Genomic DNA, 20633 nt, shown 5'->3' with positions numbered 1-20633 from the left:
AAAGCTTTAGAGGAATTAAGTATTTAATAATATAAAGATCTGAGTTTGTTCCTGTTCCTCTAGGCTTCCTGCCAATTTTAACCTCTTCATCCTTTTTAAAAGAGTGGTCGGGTGCCGTATAAATTTATGAATATTTAATATTAACTCTTTTTTAGGAAGAGATTCACTAACGTAGAATTATAGATAAAGTATAAATTGAGAAAAATTTTATGTTGAGAGCAATATTAAGAACAACTTGTGCATCATTATTGCTGACAAGCATTCACAGTATGGATATTGAACGTCCCCTAGACGCCCAAAATGTAAAATTTGTTCAAGATCAGTATAGTCACTATCTGGCTTTATCCCAACAAAACACAATTGGCAAGGATGTTCATGCAGTTAATGAAGCAATGAATATGCGACAAACTTTAATGGAGTTGCAGAAAGTTGATGCAAGGTACATTCCTGCAACAAAAAATATTGGCCTGGATGTCCTTGCAAACATTTTGTTAACTCCAGAATTTTTGGGCCTTACGCCCCAGGGGCAACAATCAGTTCACTACAACATTAATAAGTTGAAAGAACATATAAAAATAAATCCTGTTGAAACTAAGGAAACAGGCGCTCATATTCCACAATTGTTAGCACGCCTTTGGGATCTAAGTCATTTTAAAGAGCCGCGTTCAGCCGATATTTTTTTTCCAACAAGCTCAGCTACTCGAGCTTTTTTAATAGATATTGTGCGTGAAAATAGTGAAACAGGCGGCGGATGTTACGCGGGGCTTCGCCGGCCGATTTGCCTGCCTTTATTTAATGCTCATTAATTCATGGATAGAGAATAAATGGCGTCCCCAACGGGATTCGAACCCGTGTTGCCGCCTTGAAAGGGCGGTGTCCTAGGCCTCTAGACGATGGGGACCTGATAGTATTGATTTTATAACTGCTGTGCATGGCAATTGCAAGAGTTTTTTAAAAGTTTTTTGGGGAAGTACAAAATGTGGGGAAAGTTTGAAGATATACCCAACCAACAAAAAGTCGCCGGACTTTTGACTCCCCAATTTGGTCAGATTTTTGAAGGAATTTCGAAAGCGGGTGTTAGCTCTACCAAAGGTAGGAACAGCAGAGAAAAAGATAATTAAAGATGGAAGGGTAAAATCGGAATTTTCAGTTTGTTTGAAAATATATGGAGGCCGGGACCGGAATCGAACCGACGTACAAGGATTTGCAGTCCTCTGCATAACCACTCTGCCACCCGGCCTCTTAGATATGTAGTGATAGTAGACGCAACGAACGCAAAGGTCAAGATATTCGTGAGAAGGAAAAAATGATGAAAGAAATTACAGCTCAGCAGCTCAAAAAAATGCTCGAAGCTCGGGAAGAGCTAGCATTGGTGGATCTACGTCCCTCATGGGAGCAACAACTGTGTCTCATTGAGGGCAGCCTAAATGTTCCTATGAGTGACCTGCCCGACCACATGCATATTTTACCCGACGACAAACCAATCGTTATGGTTTGCCATCATGGGTCACGGAGCCGGCAAGCCGCTGCTTTTCTTAAAGGATGTGGTTTTCAGAAAGTTTATTGCCTATCCGGCGGCATAGATAGCTGGGCCAAAGATGTTGATAGGACCATGAAGCGCTATTAAAGGGTTATGTGCCTGAGGAATCGGGAAAAGAAAAGCATTTCGCTATCTTTTAGCTGCTTATGGATGACAAGTATACTCGCCGTCGCTAATGCTGCCCGCGACGCCAAGGTCAAATCCTTTGTCGATGATATTAATCACAAAACACCAAAAGTTAGCGAGCTTATTAAAATGCAGCCTCACGGCATAACAGATTTGGTAGAAAAATCTCTTGAAAATCCTTAAAAAAGACCAACAAATTCTATTGCTCAAGCCATGATGGACGATTACAAAATCCAAGTTGAAGCCAACCAAATCAGCCTTGAAGGAACGCAAGAAGAATTAACCGGTGGCTCAAAAATTCTTTTGGATGTCCTTAAACTCATTGAAACCCAACGGGCCGTTGCCCACGCCCAGCGTAAGTATTATTTAACAGTCTATCAATTATTATTCTTGATGGGCGATTTAACAGCGCGCAGTCAACAACTCAAGGTTGATTACGCTGATCCCGCCGATCATAATAACGCCATCCAAAATCGCTTGTAACCTCAATCGATTTACGGTTTGTTTCAACAATTAATTAATTTAACCTTTTGTTAACGAATTCATCTTGAGAATAACGTGAAAACATAATACCCTTAAAAAATGTTAAGACATATTGTCGAGGGTTACTGTGTTAAAACTATTGTCAATTCTTTTCTTTAGCGCTTTACTGCCGGGGATCGCATCCGCAAAAAAACAGAAGCTCCAGCCGTATTACAAACAGATGTCAAAAAAGCTGACCCCGCCTCACTCAAAGCCGGCTCTGTCACAGATACATCCAAAACAGATACAGTTAAAGTGGATATGCCACCTTTACCAGAGGGCGATTCATCCACAGTAAAGTCTCAAGCCGCTGCAGCCAAAAAACTTGAGAGTGGTCCTATTCTCAACCACACTGGAGCGGAAGGATTCCTGACTCAAAAGCCAGATAATATTGAAACGTTGACCCGTAAAATTTTTGAGGCTATACCAGGTCTTCAAGAAGATTCACTGGCAAAATCGATGGCCGATGCCTATCAAACTAACCCTCAAATTAAACAGCAAATTTCAGCTATTAGAGCAACGGTTGAAAAAACAGTCCAAGCCAAATCAGGTTGGCGTCCAACTGTCAATGGGACACTTAGTTCGGGTCTTAGCCAAACCAATATGATGGGTGATTCCGTGAAGCAACAGGCGAACACACCTGGCACCACAAAATCACAAAAAGATGGATCGTTATCGGCGAAGGTAGAGTTACGACAAAATTTATTTGCTGGTGGGCAAACGCTCAATCAGATGAAGGAAACTGAATCTGCTTATAAAGCTGCCAAAGCTGCCCTTACTGATGCCGAACAAAATGTTTTATTAAGCGTCTCAGCAACATATATGTCTTTAATGTCTAAATACGCGGAGGTCGAACTTTTAAAACGTAATGAAGCTAACCTCAGAGAAACATTAAAAGCCACTCAAGACAAGTATGAGGTAGGAGAAGAAACCCGGACCAGCGTCGCCCAAGCGGATGCTCAATTAGCCGCTGGCATTGCTCAACGGATCACCGCTGAGGGAGAATTAGAACAACTTAAAGGAACATTTGAAAGAGCGACATTCAGAAAACCCGGTAAACTGGCAAGACCGCCAATACCAAAGAATCTTCCAAAAACCCTTGAGGAAACAATTGAACGGGCAAGACTCAACGCACCGACCTTATTAAAGGCTATGCAGGACGAAAAAACAGCACGTTATGCAGTTGATCGGGCAACGGGGGCACTCCTTCCTTCTATAGATCTTGTAGGATCAAGTGCTGCTTCTAACGACCACCTTAAGAGTAAATACACTCAATCTAATAATCGCGGCTTTATTAACCCCCAAAACAATCGCCGGGTAGATCATTCGGTTCAACTGCAAATGACAATCCCCCTTTATGAAGGGGGCAATAAGCGTTCTCAACGCCGCGAAGCATCTGAAGGTGCCGAACAAGCTCGAATTGCTATTGAACAGGCCCGTCGCACAATTGTGGAGCAAGCGGTTACCGCATGGAATAAATTCAAAGCGGCTGAAGCAAAGATTATAGAATTCAAAAAGCAAGTGCAGGCAAATCTTATTAGCCTTGATGGAACACAACAAGAATTATTAGTTGGCTCAAAAATTCTGTTGGATGTTTTAAACGCTATCAATCGTCTGGTGGAATCCCAAGTCAATCTCGTCAGAGCGGAGCAAGACCATCTCGCAGCCGCCTATGAAGTTATGTTTGTCATGGGAGAGTTAACGGCTAAATCCTTGGGATTAAAAGTTGACTTGTATGAGCCAGATATTCACTATAGAGAGACAACAAATAGCTTTTGATTTTAAATATTTAATTAAATCAAAGATCGGGTTAATCTAGAAATAGATTATTCAGTAAAAGGGGACTAACAAATGGTACTAGGTTGGGGCAGCAAAAAAGCACAAATTCAGCATAATGATGAAGATATGTCCATGGAAGAAATCCTAGCGTCAATTCGCAAATATGTTTCTGAAGAAACACCCGTCAAGGAAGTTGAACGGCCGCTTGAAACAGCGTCTCGATCAGAATCTCCCTATCGCACAGAAGGCGTTGCGCGCTCAAGTAGCCCCAACGCCCCAAGGCAGCATGAAGTTCCTGTTTTTGCCCCCAAGAATAGCTTTGAAGATAGTTCCTTGTTTGTGACATCTTCTCCCGAAACTTCTGGCGAAGACTATGCTGTTACGCGCGAAACACTGGGAAGTCACGCCACACTGAATGAAAGTACACCAGAGGCAAAACCGGCTGCCGCTCAACATAATCCCTTTGCTAAATTGGCAGAAGCGACAAAAAAGGAAGCTATTTCCTCAGAAGCAACCTCGGCGGCAGGGAAAATGAACGTAACACTGGACCAATTAATTGGTGATTTAGCGACACCCATGATTCAACGCTGGATTGATCAGAATCTATCACAGTTGGTTGAAAAAATGGTGGCTGATGAAATCGCCAAAATGACAGGCAACCGATAATATTCGGCCTGACAACCAAGGATTTTTCGATATTTTTCAACAAAAAATCTCTTTCGGGCAAGCGTAGCGTGACCCGGAAACCATACCTTGACTTTGTGGACAGGATGATTTTACCACAGCTATATCCGTCTAAATCTTAGTAGCATCCAGACGCAGGAATGGATTCCGGCTCAAGGCTGGAATGAGGAAGAATGCACCATTATACCCACCCTTTTTCCGGGCAACTGCAAGCGCGAGCCGGAACCTCGAACTTATAAGGGCTACCGCTTGTTATCTCGAGATCCCGGCTCTTCGGCCGGGAAAAAATAGCCTCTTTCCGGGCAACCGAAGGGCGACCCGGAATCTCAAAATTACATGAGTTATCGCTTGCCATTTAGCAGGGAATTATACCCTAACGCCTCCGCCGTAAAGCTTACAAGTCTTTAGGGGAAAGTAAGTCTGTGTAGAAAACTATGCTGGTGTGTTTGACACTGCGGACATTAATAAAGATCTGGGAAACTTTAAGGGTGATCTTAATGATGGCATTTTGCAGCTAGAACCGGCACGTCATCCCAACAAATGGTGTAATGTTGTCGGCTAGTTTTGACAAGCCAACATACGCGCCAGCATCGAGTTGCAGATTATCTGTAACGCCATAGGTCATGCCAAAATCAAGTGTTACATTCCATTTTGAACCGCGTTCTCGGGACTTTTCCGTAAAGATTTCCAAAAAACCCGAAGTTTTATCAGTAAAGTCATAACCAAGGGAAGCAGAATTGACAAAATTAAAGACATGTCGCTTAACACTATCTCCCTTTTGATAATCAACTTCTGTCATAACACCCAGACCTAACTTATCGGTTATTTTAATATCTAAGGGCAAAATAACCCCACCATCATAAGACTTATTGCCTAAATGATCATGGTTCGTGGGCAGTTTAACAAAGGGAATAAGGCCAAAAGCTGTTCTATCTTTACCCTCATTACCCCAAAAGTTATATTTAAAACGCAGCAGCATATCATCAAACCCTTGATTCCGAACTGCCTGTCCCGCCTCAATATCTTTAGTTTTCACCGACTTAAAACTGGTCATGATAAGATTTACTTCCAAATTATCGTACAATCCGACTCGGAAATTTGGGGCAAAAATGGTATAGCCATAAGTGCGCGTATGATCGCGTTTGTTGCGATCATACGTATAAGTCGCCATATCAAATTCTATTTGATAATGGCCAGCATCAACGGTAAACGGTCCCTCTGTTTTATCAGGTCGATCCGTTGATAACTCTCTCAAATTCTTAACTGGAGTAGGATAAAAAATATGATGTTTAGATTTATCATAGCTCTTATTTTCGGCAAAAGCAGAAGTTAGCAAGAAACTTATCGTGCAAAGATAAGAAATTAAAGAATGCATATCCAGGACCTTTTAATACAGATTAATGATTAATTGTATTCGTCGGTTCTTTAAGATGACAAGCCCTTCCTTAACGACTTAACACATCCTAAACGCAAGAAATCGATTTCAGGTTTGCTAGTTATTTTAGGATTTGGAATCATTGCCAAGCCTGAATAGGAATCAATAATTTTGTTTAGGGCCTTACTATCTACAAATTCAGATAGCAGTGGCTCTTGATCAGATAGATACTTGAGAATCTTTGCATATAAGACATCCCCACCGTGAAAGCCATCAATAAATTCGCAATCAGTTGTCTCTAACATTTTTTGCGCATCTGTAAAGTCCGTAACAACGATTCCAGTGTTTTAAAATTTTTCTTTTAAATCATCAATATAACTGTAATCATATTTTTTCATTTCTTTGATGACCGTGGGAGCCATTGGCGGGAAAAAAAGTATGACTCTAATGCCTTGCACCTCAAAAATTTTGATAATTTCGAGAAAGTTATTAAAATGAAAAGAAGAAGAAGAAAGGTGACTAAATCTATCTGCACCCGCTCTGACAGATGATAAAGTGACATGATCAAATTGAGGAGAAATCTCTTTATATTGAACAAGGGGCCCTGTGATAGAATGGGGGAAAAGTTTACGAGAAGGGCATACTTCACTATATTAGATTCAGGCTTATCACCGTGATAAGGATCGACTAAATAAGCAATCTGTTGAAAGGTAAAAAAAAGACACACCAAGCGGCAGTATAATTTTTTCGTATACAAAATTTCCTGGTAAGAGGAAGCTCATATTACTCAAAATAAAAAAGGAATATTTAAAATATCCAATAACTCCAATATTAAAAATTAAACCTAAGATTAGGATTTTTTTATTATGTTGAACGAATTTTCACAAGACGCAATTAACAACAATCCTAGTGCCACGGTGTTTCTTTTTTGTACAATTGAAAACACAACACAAAGAAGGGGTAGAAAAATACAAATAAACTCAAAACTACTAAAAAGTACGCTTAACCTCTAATTACACATCCAATTTTATACGGCTAAATATTCTTTCAAATATTTACCGGTATAACTTGCCTTAACCTTAACGATTTCTTCGGGCGTTCCTTCTGCAACCACCTCTCCCCCTTTATGGCCTCCTTCCGGCCCCATATCGATGATATAGTCAGCGGTTTTAATAACCTCAAGATTATGCTCAATCACCACCACCGTATTACCTTGATCGACGAGAGCATGCAGAACTTCAAGGAGCTTAGCAATATCATCAAAGTGAAGACCTGTCGTTGGCTCATCCAAAATATAAATAGTCTTACCGGTAGCCCTCTTAGAAAGTTCTTTAGCCAACTTGACGCGCTGTGCCTCTCCACCCGATAAAGTAGTGGCCTGTTGGCCCACGTGAATATACCCCAGCCCTACCTGCTGTAATGTTTCAAGCTTATTTCGAACAGCGGCATGAGCCTCAAAAAAAGTTGTTGCTTCTTCGACCGTCATATCTAAAACGTCAGCAATCGACTTTCCTTTAAAAGTCACCTCTAAGGTTTCTCGGTTATAGCGTTTACCATGGCATTGATCACACTGCACATACACATCAGGGAGAAAGTGCATTTCAATTTTAATCACACCATCGCCCTGGCAAGCTTCACACCGTCCCCCTTTCACATTGAAAGAAAACCGGCCCGGTGAATAGCCGCGCGCCTTACTTTCAGGTAAGCCTGAAAACCATTCGCGAATGGGTGTGAAACATCCAATATAGGTTGCAGGATTGGATCGCGGTGTGCGTCCAATCGGTGATTGATCAATATCAATGACCTTATCCAGATGCTCAACCCCTTTTAATTCCTGATAATCGCCACCCGTCCCACGACTGCCATTGAGTTTGTGAGCCAAAGCTTTATAGAGCGTTTCAATGGTAAGGGATGATTTGCCACCACCCGACACCCCCGTAATACAGGTAAAGGTCCCTAATGGAATATCAACCTTAACATTTTTAAGATTATTGACCGTCGCCCCTCTCAAAGACAATGTCTTTTCTTTATGTCCAGAGCGTCGCGTTGTGGGCAGAGGAATTTTCTTTTGATGCGTTAGATAAGCCCCTGTAATACTGTCAGGATTATCCATAATCTCTTGGGGGGTTCCTTGGGCGATAATTTGCCCGCCGTGAACGCCAGCGCGTGGGCCCATATCAATCACATGGTCAGCCAAGCGGATTGCATCTTCATCGTGCTCAACCACGACGACGGTATTGCCAATATCGCGTAAATGACGCAAGGTTTCTAACAGTTTATCATTATCGCGTTGGTGTAGTCCGATCGATGGTTCGTCCAACACATATAAGACGCCTGTTAACCCCGAGCCAATTTGCGAGGCTAAGCGAATACGTTGGCTTTCACCACCCGATAAAGTCCCGCTTGACCGAGATAAAGTCAAATAATCCAATCCCACATTGACAAGGAATTGCAAGCGGCTGTTAATTTCTTTCAAAATTCGATAGGCAATATCCTGTTGCTTGGGCGTTAACTGCAACTGCATAAACCAATCAGCCGACTCTTGGATCGATAATTCCGTGACTTGACCAATGGATTTATCATTAATTTTAACGCAGAGAGCCTCTGGCTTTAGACGATATCCCTTGCATACCTTACAGGGTGCCGTAGTCTGATATTTTGATAGCTCTTCCCGCATCCAATCACTTTCCGTCTCTTTCCAGCGACGCTCAAGATTCGGAATAACACCTTCAAATGGCTTAGACGTCCTAAAGCGGCGCACACCATCATCAAAAATCATCGAAATATCTTCTTGGCCTGACCCATGCAACAAAGCATTTTGCAAAGGTGGCTGTAACTTTTCAAAGGGTGCATCAATATCACCCCCAAAATGATGAACAACGGATGAAAGAGTTTGCATATACCATTCATAAACATGCGCGGCCCGTTTGCTGGTATTGTCAGCCGTTGACCACGGCGCAATTGCTCCGTCACGAATGGATAAAGAAGGATCGGGAACAACCAGACGTTGATCAAAGTTGATCTGGATTCCCAACCCGTCACAGGTTGGGCAGGCGCCATGGGGTGAGTTAAATGAAAACAATCGTGGTTCAATTTCATCGATTGTAAAGCCTGAAACAGGACAAGCAAATTTAGAAGACAGCGTAAAACTCTCGTGAGTATCCGCATTTTCAATGTAAACTAATCCATCACTTAGGTCCAACGCGGTCTCTAAGGAATCGGCTAAGCGTGTCCCAATCTCTGGATTCACTACAATACGGTCGATAACGACGTCGATGTCATGTTTGACCTTTTTATTCAAGTCCGGCGTTTCGTCAATCTCATAAACGGTACCATCAATACGAATACGCTGAAATCCTTTCTTACGAAGCTCGAGGATTTCCTTTTTATACTCGCCTTTGCGGCCCCGCACAATCGGTGCCAATACAAGCAGCCGAGTCTTTTCTGGCAAAGCCAAAATCCGGTCCACCATTTGACTTACCGTTTGTGCCTCGATCGGCAAGCCCGTGGCCGGCGAGTAAGGAGTCCCAATACGGGCGAACAGCAGACGCAGATAATCATATAATTCAGTGACCGTTCCAACCGTCGACCGCGGATTCTTCGATGTTGTTTTCTGCTCAATAGAAATAGCAGGACTAAGACCTTCGATAGAGTCTACATCGGGCTTTTGCATTAACTGTAAAAATTGGCGTGCGTATGCCGACAAACTTTCCACATACCGTCGTTGCCCTTCAGCATACAAGGTATCAAAGGCTAAGGATGATTTACCGGAACCACTTAAGCCTGTAATAACAACAAGTTTATCGCGCGGAATATCAACATTGACGTTTTTAAGGTTGTGCTCTCTCGCCCCACGAATAGAAATTATAGATGTCATCTTACCCCTCTCGGGTTGCAGCTCTCGTCAACCGATCATTAATAGCCAATCCTAATCCATGCCGGGGAATAGGAGCAACAGCAATTGCCTTAATCCCAGGCTGATCCATTAAGCGCATCAGGCGGAATAGATTAGCTGCTGCTTCCTCTAAATTCCCTGATAGACTTAAATTATACTCACTTTCCATGTCGCCAAACCCAAGAAATAGTTCACCATTTTCCGGGGTCATAGCGTCCAAGCGCATTGGAACCGAGGGCGCATAGTGGCGCGCCATCATGCCGGGCGCCTTAATACCCCTGCCCGTCTCAACGTCAACAGAACCAATTATACTTTGAATTTGCTCCACTGAAATACCGCCAGGACGGAGAATTTTTGGCGTTTCTTCCGTTAAATCGATAATGGTTGACTCAACCCCTACCCGCGTTTGGCCCCCATCAATGATCAGAGGCACTCGGCTGCCCAAGGACGCTTGAACATCAATAGCGGAAGTTGGGGAAATTGTCTGCGATAAATTAGCACTGGGCGCAGCCAATGGCTTTGAATAAGCCTTAATCAGAGCCTGGGCAACAGGATGGGCTGGGATACGAATGGCCAAAGTATCTAAACCACTACTCGCTAATAGAGAAAGCGGCGAATCGGCACGCCTCTTTAAGACAAAGGTGATTGGTCCTGGCCATAAAATATCGGCTAGTTTTTCCGCCCGACTATCAAAAGCTACATACTGTTTTGCCTGTTGCGCACTGTGACAATGAATAATCAAAGGGTTAAATTCGGGGCGCTGTTTAACGGAATAAATCTTAGCAACTGCCTTATCATTGGTTGCATCCGCCGCCAATCCATAAACAGTTTCAGTGGGAATAGCGACCACATCCCCTGCCGTCAATAAGGCACAGGCCTGATATAACACCTCAGGTGAAAAGCATACAATCGCCACTATTTAGTATCCCGTAAGGATGCGAGCCACCAACTCTTTAACGGTTGGAATAAACCCGTCTGCATAAAATGGATCTGTTTTAAACCGATAGGCTTGATGACCTGAGAACAAAAGCTCATGCTCAGGATCGCCACCATGACTCACTGATTGCAGAGTCTTTTGAATACAGAAAGATCGGGGGTCTGCCTTACGGCCATTCGTTCCCGCTTCATTCTGAGCCCAGTTGCTAAAATTACAAGAAGACAAACAGCCCATACAATCAATTTGATCTTTAAGAATAGTTTGCTCAGATTCAGGTGTCACAAAAACCAAAGTTGAATCTGGGGTTCGCATCGCTTGAGTGAAGCCTTGTGCCATCCAGTTCAATGCATTTTCTTTATCATGGGATGTTACATAAACGAGCCGCCCTCTCGCACCAATTGCCAATTCTTCTGTATGATCCCCCACAGTCTCACTGCTAAATGGAATTTGGCGCTCCGACCGAGCCTTTAAGTCGCGCAAAAAGCTATTTTCAACAGCCGAAGAATAGAATCCAGTTGGGCTGAATTTATTCAAATAAATATCACCTTCCTTCAGTGCCATTAGCTTTTGCTTCCACTGAGGTGAAATTGTACTTTCTTGAGTCAAGAGGGGACGTGTCCCAAATTGGAAAGCAATGGGCCCAATTTCTGGATTATTTAACCAATCCTGCCATTCGCTCAGCCACCATACACCCCCCGCCATAATGATAGGTGTTGCAGCCAAACCAACCTCTGTCATGGCTTTACGCAAATCCTTCACCCGTTGGTAGGGAGGTTGTGGCACCTTAGGATCTTCGACATTCGATAAACCATTATGGCCACCAGCTAACCACGGATCTTCATAAACGATTCCACCCAGGTACTCTGTAAAGCGGCTATAAGCCCGCTTCCATAAAATAGAAAAGGCACGCGCTGATGATACAATTGGATAATAAAACACATTATAATGGCTGCAAATTTCCGCCAACTTATACGGCATACCAGCACCGCAAGTTACACCATGGACCAACCCTTTTACTTGGGACAAAATCCCATGCAGAATAGGCTCAACCGCCCCCATTTCCCACAGAACGTTCATGTGAATACGTCCATTGCCATTAGACATTTCATGAGCCACTTTGGCTTGGGAGATACCACCTTTAATTGCATAGGAAATTAATTCATGATGGCGTTCACGACGGGTGCGTCCATTATAAACAACAGGAATTAAATTCCCATTCGCATCATACGCATCAGCGTTAACCGCTGAAAATGTCCCTATCCCGCCAGCCGCGGCCCAGGCACCGGCACTTTGACCAGTGGAAACAGCAATTCCTTTTCCGCCTTCAACCAAGGGGAAAACTTCTTTACCGGACATGAATGTAGGGGTGAGAATAGTCATTATTATTCCTTATATTATGCAGTTTATGTTGAGAAACCTAAGGTTTCAAAATTGCTAAACAAAACCAGGCGTTCCGCATGTCTTTTAGATATTATTTTTATTTACACGATCTCTGCACTACTCAATTTAGAAATATAAGCTGAATTAAATTTAATTCAGCTCTAATCTAAGCGACGGAGCACACAACAAAAAGAAAGCACAATCTAAAATTTATTATCTTCTTCGTGAGACTCTGCTACAAAAATAGGTGTATCAGTCTTTGAAGCATCTGTAGATGCCGCTGCTATGGCTGCATCTAGTTCCACTTGACGGCACAATCCTAAATGCACAGGACTACGTGGTTTAATATTCTGACTATTCCAGTGGCTTTTTGACCGAACGGAATTAATCATATTCTTTGTCGTCCCCAACAATCTTGCAATCACCGCATCCGTCAACTCTGGATGGAATTTAACCAACCATGCAATTGCATCTGGACGATCTTGACGCTTAGAAACTGGCGTATACTTACGGGTTTTCTTCCCAAGCACACTGTCCGCAGTAACAATTGGATTCAACTTTAAGCGCGCCTCTTGATTATCTTCGCAGCGTTTAATTTCTTCTTCGGACAACTGACCACTGGTGATCGGATTCAACCCAATCATATTGGTCCCCGATTCACCATCAGCAATTGCTTGAATTTCCAGAATATGCAATTCACAGAGATCTGCAATTTGATCAAAGGTCAGTGCCGTATTTTCAACTAGCCAAATAGCCGTTGCTTTCGGCATGAGTGGGGCAGTCATACTTTCTCTCCACAATGTAAGTCGTTATTATTCCAAACTTATAATAAGTTCTACTGGGTTTTAGCCGAAATTACCACAGATTTTTTACCCCACGGCAATAACACCATCATCGCTCCGAGGGCCATCAGGCCAACAATTAGGCTTCCAAAGAAAATGGTCTGAATGCCAAAATGATGAGAGACAAAGCCGCCACCAGCGCCAGCAGCAAAAGAGCCTATCGCTGCAATCAAATAGTAGGTTCCAATCGCTGTTCCCCGCACATCCTCATGCACATAATCTGTAATTAAAGACACAAACATGTTATGGACGATACCCAATTGAATGCCCCAGATAAAGACACCGATAAAGAAAGTGACTAAATCTGATGCTGCATACATAAAAAGGTCAGAAAGGACTAAAGCAACTGTTCCAAAAATCATCACTGCCTTACGACCATATTTATCAGCTAACACACCACTTGGATAAGATGAAAAGCTATAAGTTAAATTATAAAGGCTCATAATTAAAGGGGCATAGGTCTTGTCTAAACCAAAGTTATTATGGGAATACAAAACCATCAATGTTTCACTAAACCGCGCCGACATAAAGATTAAAACGATCACCATTAATGTCCAATAGTTTCGCCCCAAAGACAGTAAATCTGCAATCCGGATCGGACGCCGTGTTTTCTTCAATTTAACAATTTTACCATCATTATCGACATGGGTTTTGGGCTCTTTAATATAAACAACCAACAGAATAAAAGCGATAAAGGCTGGAATTGATGCAATCCAAAAGACTTGTTGGAAATTATTAGCCGTATACCACATGGCCAAGAACCCCAGCACACCCCCCATAAAAGATCCAGCAGTCCCTAAGGAGCGCATCAACCCAAAACTGGCAGCTCGTTGTTGGACAGGAGCCACATCCCCGATCAAAGCATCCCGTGGAGAGGCCTGAATACCATTGCCAATACGTTCAAACAACCGAGCAGCAAAAACATTAAAAAAATTAGCTGAAATTGCCATCATAGGTTTACTGATAACCGTCATAAAATAGCCAATCAGCATAATCGGTCTGCGGCGTCGGAAATAGTCAGTAATGACCCCCGAAAATAGCTTCATAATGAAAGATAAAGCCTCAGCACTTCCTTCTAGAATTCCGATCAATCTTATATCTACCCCCAAGGAGGTATTCAAATACAATGCTGACAGGCTATAAATCACAATATAGGAAATGTTCATCAGACACATAATGAGTCCGATTAGCCAAACGGTTGGGGGAATTATTTTTTTTGCTACTGGTGTGTTTTTCATGGAATTAGATAAAAAAAAATCCTGGGGTGGACAGGAAGGGGTGGCGGACAATTCAAGAGATAATTTGGGGATCACCTTAGACATATCTGATTTTTGATGAGGTTGGGACATGGATCGCTCTCATAAAAAGTTAGGGCTTAATTACCAGATAGACAAGAATTTTATAAATTCAAGGTAATTTTTATCTCTGTGTGATAGTAGCGAATTTTAAAGTTCCAGATCAATAGATTTTATAAAAAAAATTATAATTCTTTTTATCTACCGTAAAACTTTAGTAATTGCTGGTTAAAAAGTCATACTCTCCTAAAAAATCAGCGGCTTTGAAGAGAAAAGCAGGATAGTAGAAATCCCATTCTTCCGGACAATCAAAGAGCGACATGGAAACTCGATATGGCATAAGGAATCACTGGTCATCTCAAGTTCCCGCCTCGGCGGCGGAGAACCAAACAATAAAAGCAAGGCAAAGAACCCCGTTTACGCTATCAATACTTCAATTATAGGGCAACCATGCCGATTGCCCGACGCACATCTTGCATATGTGATTGCGCCAATTCATTGGCCCTTCGTGCCCCTGCCGTTAAAACCTTTTGCAGCATCACTTTATCGGCTAAATACTGGCGCATTTTATCCCCGATTGGCACAATGGTGGCTACCATTAAATCGACCAACTGTTGCTTAAAGGGAGCAAAATTGGATCCTACAAACTGCTGACACACCGCGTCGGGGGCCATGTTAGCTAATGTTGCATATATATTGACAAGGTTTTGCGCCTCAGGACGGCCCTCTAAATCGCTGAATTTTTCAGGGAGTGGCTCCATATCGGTTCTGGCTTTGCGAATTTTTAAGGCCAACGCATCTGCATTGTCCATCAATTCTATTCGCGAATACTCAGAAATATCCGATTTACTCATTTTCGAAGATCCATCCCGTAAACTCATCACCCGGGTCGCCGATCCCAGGATCATGGGTTCTGGAATCGGGAAAAGATCATCGCCAAAGCGACGATTAAAGGCCCCTGCAATATCCCGAGCGAGCTCTAAATGCTGCTTTTGGTCATCACCAACCGGCACATGGGTTGCCTTATATAAAAGAATATCTGCCGCCATTAAAACCGGATAGGCATAAAGTCCAAGGCAAGCTAAATCCTTATGTTTACCAGCCTTTTCTTTGAACTGGGTCATTCGATTCAACCACCCCAGTGGCGTAATACAGCTAAAAATCCAAGAAAGTTCAGTATGAGCCGCCACATGGCTTTGGGCAAAAATAGATGCCTTATTGAGGTCAATCCCGGCCGCCAAGTAAGCAGCAGCAATGGCGTAAGTATTCTCAGCTAAGCTTTCCGTTTCACCAAGGGTGGTTAAGGCATGCATATCAACAATACAAAACAAGCTTTCTTGGGCTTGATGTTGCATACTGACCCAGTTACGAATAGCCCCTAGATAGTTTCCTAAATGTATCCCGCCTGTTGGCCGGACCCCTGATAAAATTCGCTGCATTATTTAAGTCGTCTCATTGAACAATTTCTCAAAAGTATAGCCAATTCCACGCCATTTGGAAATGCTGATTTACGTTATCAAAAGAAGCATGTTCTATCCCATCTTGCCTGTTTTCGTCAAAATTATTGAATGATCTGTCCGATTTATTGTTTTAATGCTTCCTCATTTATAAGAACGAGATCGCTATAAACTTTAATAACGTTTCTCCCTAATTCTTTATAAGTATCAAGGTCAATCCGAGGATGAAATTCTTCACCACGGCCGGTGTGAGGACAGCATCCGTTCCAAATTTCTTCTCCAACTGCACTGGCTTGGGAAATATGAGAGACACCCACTCCCTCTTCTTTCTTAGCCGCGAATTCTGCGCTCCCCTCCTTTAAGTTCTTAATAATTTTTTCCAGCACAAGAATTTTATCCTTACTGCTGATTAAAAATTCATCTTCTTACGTACTTTTCAAAAAGATGGATAACAGAAAATCGTTCTATCCTAGAGATTTAAGCAATCATATTAAATTATCTACAGACATTACCCTAAAATTAGGAGATGTTACCCTTGCTATAAGAACGGATTCTGTCGTAAATATAACTCAAAGTTCCATAGATAGTTATAGAGCGATGTCAGAATTAAATTTAGGTTTAGCCGAACCGGCAGCTCCAGCCTTCCAGCCAGAGCAACTCCAAAAACAAGAAATAAAACTATCGCCTGTGATGGCCCAATACTTAGAGATGAAGAAAGAATATGGCGATGCTTTATTATTCTTTCGTCTCGGTGATTTTTATGAACTATTTTTTGATGATGCTGTTACAGCGGCCAAAGCTCTTGATATCGTTCTAACCAGGCGCGGCAAAAATGAGGGCAACGATATTCCCATGTGCGGTGTGCCAGCACATGCTTATGAATCTTATTTAGCCAGATTGATTCAGAAGGGTTTTAAAGTTGCCGTTTGTGAACAATTGGAAGATCCCGCGGCCGCTAAAAAACGCGGCGCCAAAGGCCCCTTAAAACGGGATGTCGTCCGTGTCGTCACGCCAGGGACAATTACCGAAGAAAATATGCTCGAAGCGCGTCAGAGTAATTTTTTGATCGCCGTCTCGCCGGTGACCAATCAACAAATCGGAATCGCAATTATTGAACTGTCGACTGGCTCTTTTTTGGTTGAACAAACCGATCTCACGGGATTAGCAGGGGTTCTATCGCGCCTCAATCCGGCTGAAATTATTATTCCAGACCGCCTTATTACCGAGCCTTCCCTCTATGAACATTTAAATCAATGGAAACGCAAGCTTAGTCCCCTTCCCCTTGCCCGTTTTGACTATGAAAACGGCAAACTACGGCTAGAAACTGCTTATCAAGTTAAAACAATTGATGCATTTGGTAACTTTTCCCAAGCGGAGATTCGTGCCGCTGGAACCTTAATCGACTATATCCAAATAACTCAGAAGGCCGCTCTCCGCCTTATTGATCGTCCCCGTCAAATCAAGCCTCAGTCTATTATGACCATTGATGCGCCTACTCGACGCAGTTTAGAACTCCATCTTACCCAGTCAGGCCAACGCCAAGGATCCTTGATGGATACGATTGATAGGACCGTAACAGCAGCGGGCAGCCGTCTACTCAGCATGCAATTAGCAGCCCCTCTTTTACAGCTTGAGGCTATTCAAGAACGCCAAGACAATGTGACATACTTTGTGAACTCAGGCGATGATCGACATTTTATCCGCGACATGCTAAAACAAACTCCCGATATGGAACGAGCTTTATCGCGCCTGAATATGATGCGCGGCTCCCCTCGGGATCTAGCTTGTTTGCGGGATGGCCTTACCATGGCGATGCAGATCAGACAGACTTTTACAGAATTAGGTCTATCCGCAGGCTTAACAAAACATGTTCAACGCCTCGGTCATCACACCGATTTAACGGACAAGTTGACCCGCGCCTTGGCTGATGAACTTCCTTTTTATACCCGGGATGGGGGCTTTATTGCCGAAGGATATCATGGCGACCTAGATACTTATCGCTATTTACGCGACAACGCTAAGGACCATATCGCCCAACTGCAAGCCGACTATATAGCGCGCACTGGCATCAACAGCCTTAAGATTAAACATAACAATATCATTGGTTACCATATTGATATCACTCCCAGCCATGCCAATAAAGTTCCGGAAGACTTTATTCATCGCCAAACATTAGCGTCATCTTTGCGTTATTCCACGCCCGAGTTAGCCGAACTTGAGCGTAAAATTACAGTGGCCGCCCAACAGGTGATGGAATTAGAACTCCAAATCTTTGCAAACTTAGTCAGTGATATTCAACTCGTGACCGATGATATCTTAAGGTGTTGCCGCGCTTTAGCGGCGTTGGATGTCGCATCGGCCTTAGCAGAACTTGCCCAAACGCAAGGTTATTGCTGCCCTACGGTCGATCAGTCGTTAACATTCCAGATAGCGGGCGGGTTTCACCCGGTTGTCGCCTCCCTTTTAAAAGAACGGGGAGAGACAACGTTTGTAGCTAATGGTTGTCATATGGATGATGCAGCCAAACTTTTCCTGATTACCGGGCCCAACATGGCTGGTAAAAGTACCTATCTGCGTCAAAATGCTCTGATGGCGATACTCGCCCAACTTGGGTCGTATGTGCCGGCTCAAAAGGCTCATATTGGCATTGTCGATCGCATCTTCTCACGCGTGGGGGCGTCTGATGATCTAGCTTCTGGACGATCCACCTTTATGGTTGAAATGGTTGAGACAGCGGCAATCCTGCATCAAGCAACTGATCGATCCTTTGTGATTCTAGATGAAATTGGCCGCGGTACGGCAACCTTTGATGGTTTATCGATTGCTTGGGCCGTCACAGAACATATTGCCCAGCATAATAACTGTCGGACGCTCTTCGCGACCCACTATCATGAATTGACTCAATTGCAGGATAAGATTCCAACATTGAAATGCCTGACCATGCGCATTAAGGAATGGGAAGGAAAAGTCATTTTCATGCATGAAGTTATAGAGGGAGCCGCTGATAAATCCTATGGAATCCATGTGGCTGCGCTGGCAGGTCTGCCGGGTTCCGTTATCCAACGCGCAACAGGAATTCTAGCATCGCTTGAGGCGGAACGCAGTGAACTAACAATTCCCGCAACGCCTGTGGTAGCACCAACAACAGTTAGTCAACTTGAACGAGATTTGTTAGCCTTAGATATAGATAGCCTATCGCCACGCGAGGCGTTAGATCGCTTATATGAATTAAAAAGAAGAATTGCTTAATTTATAGGAGCCAAGGTGAGTTTTATTACATTGACTCTCAAATTTTCTGCTCAGAATAAAGCTTGTTTATCTCAAGGTAGTCCTTTTTATTGCTATTCCACCAAGGGTGGATGATGGTGGACACTAATTTTAAAGCATCCGGTAAAACTTAAAAAACAGCTTAAGGCAGAAGCCGCGCTGGCCGATTAAGTATAAAAAGCCCGACATTGTCGGGCTTTTTCATTAGCAAATTTTCAGAAAAACTTATTTCTTTTGAGCCGCCAAAGCAATTGCTTCTTCAATAACACGCTGGGCTGTCTCAACACCTTCCCAACCAATAACCTTTACCCACTTATTTTTTTCAAGATCCTTATAATGGGAGAAAAAGTGCGCAATTTGCTGCAATTTGATTTCCGGAATATCTTGATAGCTTTCTTTATTGGCATGAATGGGACTCACTTGCTTAACAGGCACAGCCAATAATTTTTCATCTTGTCCCGCTTCATCTTCCATGATTAAAACCCCAATAGGGCGAACTGAAATCACGCATCCGGAAATCAGACGCTCATCACAGTAGACCAGAACATCAAGAGGATCGCCATCGGCAGACAAGGTATGGGGAATAAAGCCATAATTGCAGGGATAATACATCGCTGTATGCAACATACGGTCGACAAAGATAGCGCCCGATGTTTTATCAATTTCATATTTAACAGGATCTCCCCCCATCGGAACTTCGATGATTACATTAAGCTCATGCGGTGGATTGGCCCCCAATGGCACTAAACTAATATCCATATTTACTTTTCCCCATAAGTTAGAAGCCGCGCAGCAATTAACAGCGCCCGCGGCCCAATTATATCTTCGTTATATATCACAGCCTTATTACTGTATGCAATTACTTCATTACTGATTCTGCGGGGTTAACAGCCATCTGTTTTTTAAGAGTAGCAATTTTCCACCGAGAATGAAGCCATATGCCAAAGCCATATAGATAGGCAAATGGGATAAAGACAATTCCCAAAAAAAGGGCAAAACCATCTGTCGGTTTTTTATGAATTAAATTATAGTCTAACCGAGCCTTTCTTTGCAGATCTTTGTAATAGAGATAATTAGACAGCATCCCCGAGGCCAACCAATCCACTATATACGATACAAGAAATAAAATGCCCAAAAAAGAGCCCCCTTGAAAATCATTTATCCATGTGCCAATACCTATAAAAACCCCCACCCTTAGCAATGAGATCAAAAATGCTAATAAGTACATTTTTCGATAGAGCATCCAACAAACCGTAAAAAAGAAGGCCGCCCAATTCCAAGTAAAAATTTTACCACCTACTATTTTATTAAATGCACATTCATAAAATCTATTATTTTCTTCTTTATCAACAGAGGGGGGATTTGGATAAGAGGCCAACTCTATAATTTTTTTAATTCTTCTTCGTTCATCATAATCGCCTTAAATAAATAACATCACTTAATATGTTGACCACTTATCATACTGTTTTATTGAAAATAGTCAAAAAATTACGGCTTGATTAGCAAAAGAATAATATAAGTTTTCCTCTCCTTG

Annotated in this window: 19 protein-coding genes and 2 tRNA genes; 8 read left to right on the top strand and 13 right to left on the bottom strand. The window is 42.7% G+C overall.

The annotated features are described in order from the left end of the window. Positions 1-209: 209 nt before the first annotated feature. On the top strand, positions 210-806 hold the full coding sequence (locus tag ID47_RS00705) for a hypothetical protein (protein WP_156956596.1): 597 nt from the start codon (positions 210-212) through the stop codon (positions 804-806). A gap of 19 nt (positions 807-825) precedes the next feature. Here ID47_RS00705 and ID47_RS00700 read toward each other — a convergent pair. Then, positions 826-901 (bottom strand) — tRNA-Glu (locus ID47_RS00700). Between the two features lie 76 nt (positions 902-977). Here ID47_RS00700 and ID47_RS12705 point away from each other — a divergent pair. Next, positions 978-1121 carry a hypothetical protein gene (locus ID47_RS12705; protein ID WP_156956595.1) on the top strand — a complete coding sequence of 48 codons (144 nt, stop codon included), beginning with the start codon at positions 978-980 and terminating at the stop codon, positions 1119-1121. A 45-nt stretch (positions 1122-1166) separates the two neighbouring features. Here the strand turns inward: ID47_RS12705 and ID47_RS00695 are convergent. After that, positions 1167-1240 (bottom strand) — tRNA-Cys (locus ID47_RS00695). A gap of 66 nt (positions 1241-1306) precedes the next feature. Between ID47_RS00695 and ID47_RS00690 the strand changes: the two genes are divergently transcribed. From ID47_RS00690 to ID47_RS00675, 5 genes are all read left to right on the top strand, one after another. Then, the gene (locus ID47_RS00690; protein WP_038462817.1) at positions 1307-1627 is read left to right on the top strand and encodes a rhodanese-like domain-containing protein; all 321 of its coding nucleotides are present in this window, start codon (positions 1307-1309) and stop codon (positions 1625-1627) included. 63 nt (positions 1628-1690) lie between these two features. Further along, a complete protein-coding gene (locus ID47_RS12700) occupies positions 1691-1849 on the top strand; it encodes a hypothetical protein (RefSeq protein ID WP_156956594.1) in 159 nt (52 codons plus the stop codon). Between the two features lie 30 nt (positions 1850-1879). Then, positions 1880-2149 (top strand): hypothetical protein, encoded by a 270-nt coding sequence (locus tag ID47_RS00685; RefSeq protein WP_038462814.1) that lies wholly within the window; start codon positions 1880-1882, stop codon positions 2147-2149. A 300-nt stretch (positions 2150-2449) separates the two neighbouring features. Then, positions 2450-3967 carry a TolC family outer membrane protein gene (locus tag ID47_RS00680; RefSeq protein ID WP_038462812.1) on the top strand — a complete coding sequence of 506 codons (1518 nt, stop codon included), beginning with the start codon at positions 2450-2452 and terminating at the stop codon, positions 3965-3967. A gap of 72 nt (positions 3968-4039) precedes the next feature. Beyond that, the gene (locus ID47_RS00675) at positions 4040-4633 is read left to right on the top strand and encodes a PopZ family protein (RefSeq protein ID WP_038462810.1); all 594 of its coding nucleotides are present in this window, start codon (positions 4040-4042) and stop codon (positions 4631-4633) included. A gap of 532 nt (positions 4634-5165) precedes the next feature. On the opposite strand, the gene ID47_RS00670 is transcribed toward ID47_RS00675, so the two are convergent. The 9 genes from ID47_RS00670 to ID47_RS00630 all read right to left on the bottom strand — a co-directional run bounded on the left by ID47_RS00670 (position 5166) and on the right by ID47_RS00630 (position 16218). Beyond that, positions 5166-6026 carry a transporter gene (locus ID47_RS00670; RefSeq protein WP_051908319.1) on the bottom strand — a complete coding sequence of 287 codons (861 nt, stop codon included), beginning with the start codon at positions 6024-6026 and terminating at the stop codon, positions 5166-5168. A gap of 50 nt (positions 6027-6076) precedes the next feature. Further along, positions 6077-6331, bottom strand: coding sequence for a hypothetical protein (locus ID47_RS11440; protein WP_051908317.1), 255 nt, complete (start codon positions 6329-6331; stop codon positions 6077-6079). A 722-nt stretch (positions 6332-7053) separates the two neighbouring features. Next, on the bottom strand, positions 7054-9903 hold the full coding sequence (uvrA, locus tag ID47_RS00660; protein WP_038462809.1) for an excinuclease ABC subunit UvrA: 2850 nt from the start codon (positions 9901-9903) through the stop codon (positions 7054-7056). Between the two features lies 1 nt (position 9904). After that, the gene (locus tag ID47_RS00655; protein WP_232223245.1) at positions 9905-10837 is read right to left on the bottom strand and encodes an L-threonylcarbamoyladenylate synthase; all 933 of its coding nucleotides are present in this window, start codon (positions 10835-10837) and stop codon (positions 9905-9907) included. A 3-nt stretch (positions 10838-10840) separates the two neighbouring features. After that, the gene (locus ID47_RS00650) at positions 10841-12238 is read right to left on the bottom strand and encodes an NAD(P)H-dependent flavin oxidoreductase (protein WP_038462805.1); all 1398 of its coding nucleotides are present in this window, start codon (positions 12236-12238) and stop codon (positions 10841-10843) included. Positions 12239-12441: 203 nt separating this feature from the next. Next, a complete protein-coding gene (locus tag ID47_RS00645; protein WP_051908315.1) occupies positions 12442-13023 on the bottom strand; it encodes a cell cycle transcriptional regulator TrcR in 582 nt (193 codons plus the stop codon). 50 nt (positions 13024-13073) lie between these two features. Continuing rightward, positions 13074-14429, bottom strand: a complete 1356-nt coding sequence (locus tag ID47_RS00640; protein ID WP_038462802.1) for an MFS transporter — start codon at positions 14427-14429, stop codon at positions 13074-13076. 383 nt (positions 14430-14812) lie between these two features. Continuing rightward, entirely contained in the window at positions 14813-15814 is a 1002-nt protein-coding gene (gene trpS / locus ID47_RS00635; RefSeq protein WP_038462800.1) for a tryptophan--tRNA ligase, read from the bottom strand. 143 nt (positions 15815-15957) lie between these two features. After that, on the bottom strand, positions 15958-16218 hold the full coding sequence (locus ID47_RS00630) for a hypothetical protein (protein ID WP_038462796.1): 261 nt from the start codon (positions 16216-16218) through the stop codon (positions 15958-15960). 211 nt (positions 16219-16429) lie between these two features. Here ID47_RS00630 and mutS point away from each other — a divergent pair, with 211 nt between their 5' ends. Next, positions 16430-19081 (top strand): DNA mismatch repair protein MutS, encoded by a 2652-nt coding sequence (mutS, locus tag ID47_RS00625; protein ID WP_038462793.1) that lies wholly within the window; start codon positions 16430-16432, stop codon positions 19079-19081. 243 nt (positions 19082-19324) lie between these two features. Here mutS and ppa read toward each other — a convergent pair whose 3' ends face one another. Together ppa and ID47_RS00615 are read right to left on the bottom strand one after the other, a co-directional pair. Beyond that, positions 19325-19858 (bottom strand): inorganic diphosphatase, encoded by a 534-nt coding sequence (ppa, locus tag ID47_RS00620; protein ID WP_038462790.1) that lies wholly within the window; start codon positions 19856-19858, stop codon positions 19325-19327. Positions 19859-19958: 100 nt separating this feature from the next. Beyond that, the gene (locus ID47_RS00615) at positions 19959-20477 is read right to left on the bottom strand and encodes a DUF2628 domain-containing protein (protein WP_038462787.1); all 519 of its coding nucleotides are present in this window, start codon (positions 20475-20477) and stop codon (positions 19959-19961) included. Positions 20478-20633: the final 156 nt, after the last annotated feature.

This window comes from Candidatus Paracaedibacter acanthamoebae (genome assembly GCF_000742835.1).
GTDB lineage: Bacteria > Pseudomonadota > Alphaproteobacteria > Paracaedibacterales > Paracaedibacteraceae > Paracaedibacter > Paracaedibacter acanthamoebae.
The sequence above is the reverse complement of the archived record's forward strand: the minus strand, read 5'-3'. Positions and strand labels throughout refer to the sequence as shown.

Coding starts and splice junctions, on each gene's coding strand:
- ID47_RS12700 (WP_156956594.1), top strand. CDS start 1,691: ATGACAAGTATACTCGCCGTCGCTAATGCTGCCCGCGACGCCAAGGTC.
- ID47_RS00670 (WP_051908319.1), bottom strand. CDS start 6,026: ATGCATTCTTTAATTTCTTATCTTTGCACGATAAGTTTCTTGCTAACT.
- ID47_RS00690 (WP_038462817.1), top strand. CDS start 1,307: ATGATGAAAGAAATTACAGCTCAGCAGCTCAAAAAAATGCTCGAAGCT.
- ID47_RS11440 (WP_051908317.1), bottom strand. CDS start 6,331: ATGTTAGAGACAACTGATTGCGAATTTATTGATGGCTTTCACGGTGGG.
- ID47_RS00640 (WP_038462802.1), bottom strand. CDS start 14,429: ATGTCCCAACCTCATCAAAAATCAGATATGTCTAAGGTGATCCCCAAA.
- ID47_RS00680 (WP_038462812.1), top strand. CDS start 2,450: ATGCCACCTTTACCAGAGGGCGATTCATCCACAGTAAAGTCTCAAGCC.
- ppa (WP_038462790.1), bottom strand. CDS start 19,858: ATGGATATTAGTTTAGTGCCATTGGGGGCCAATCCACCGCATGAGCTT.
- ID47_RS00685 (WP_038462814.1), top strand. CDS start 1,880: ATGATGGACGATTACAAAATCCAAGTTGAAGCCAACCAAATCAGCCTT.
- trpS (WP_038462800.1), bottom strand. CDS start 15,814: ATGCAGCGAATTTTATCAGGGGTCCGGCCAACAGGCGGGATACATTTA.
- uvrA (WP_038462809.1), bottom strand. CDS start 9,903: ATGACATCTATAATTTCTATTCGTGGGGCGAGAGAGCACAACCTTAAA.
- ID47_RS00675 (WP_038462810.1), top strand. CDS start 4,040: ATGGTACTAGGTTGGGGCAGCAAAAAAGCACAAATTCAGCATAATGAT.
- ID47_RS00650 (WP_038462805.1), bottom strand. CDS start 12,238: ATGACTATTCTCACCCCTACATTCATGTCCGGTAAAGAAGTTTTCCCC.
- ID47_RS12705 (WP_156956595.1), top strand. CDS start 978: ATGTGGGGAAAGTTTGAAGATATACCCAACCAACAAAAAGTCGCCGGA.
- ID47_RS00645 (WP_051908315.1), bottom strand. CDS start 13,023: ATGACTGCCCCACTCATGCCGAAAGCAACGGCTATTTGGCTAGTTGAA.
- ID47_RS00705 (WP_156956596.1), top strand. CDS start 210: ATGTTGAGAGCAATATTAAGAACAACTTGTGCATCATTATTGCTGACA.
- mutS (WP_038462793.1), top strand. CDS start 16,430: ATGTCAGAATTAAATTTAGGTTTAGCCGAACCGGCAGCTCCAGCCTTC.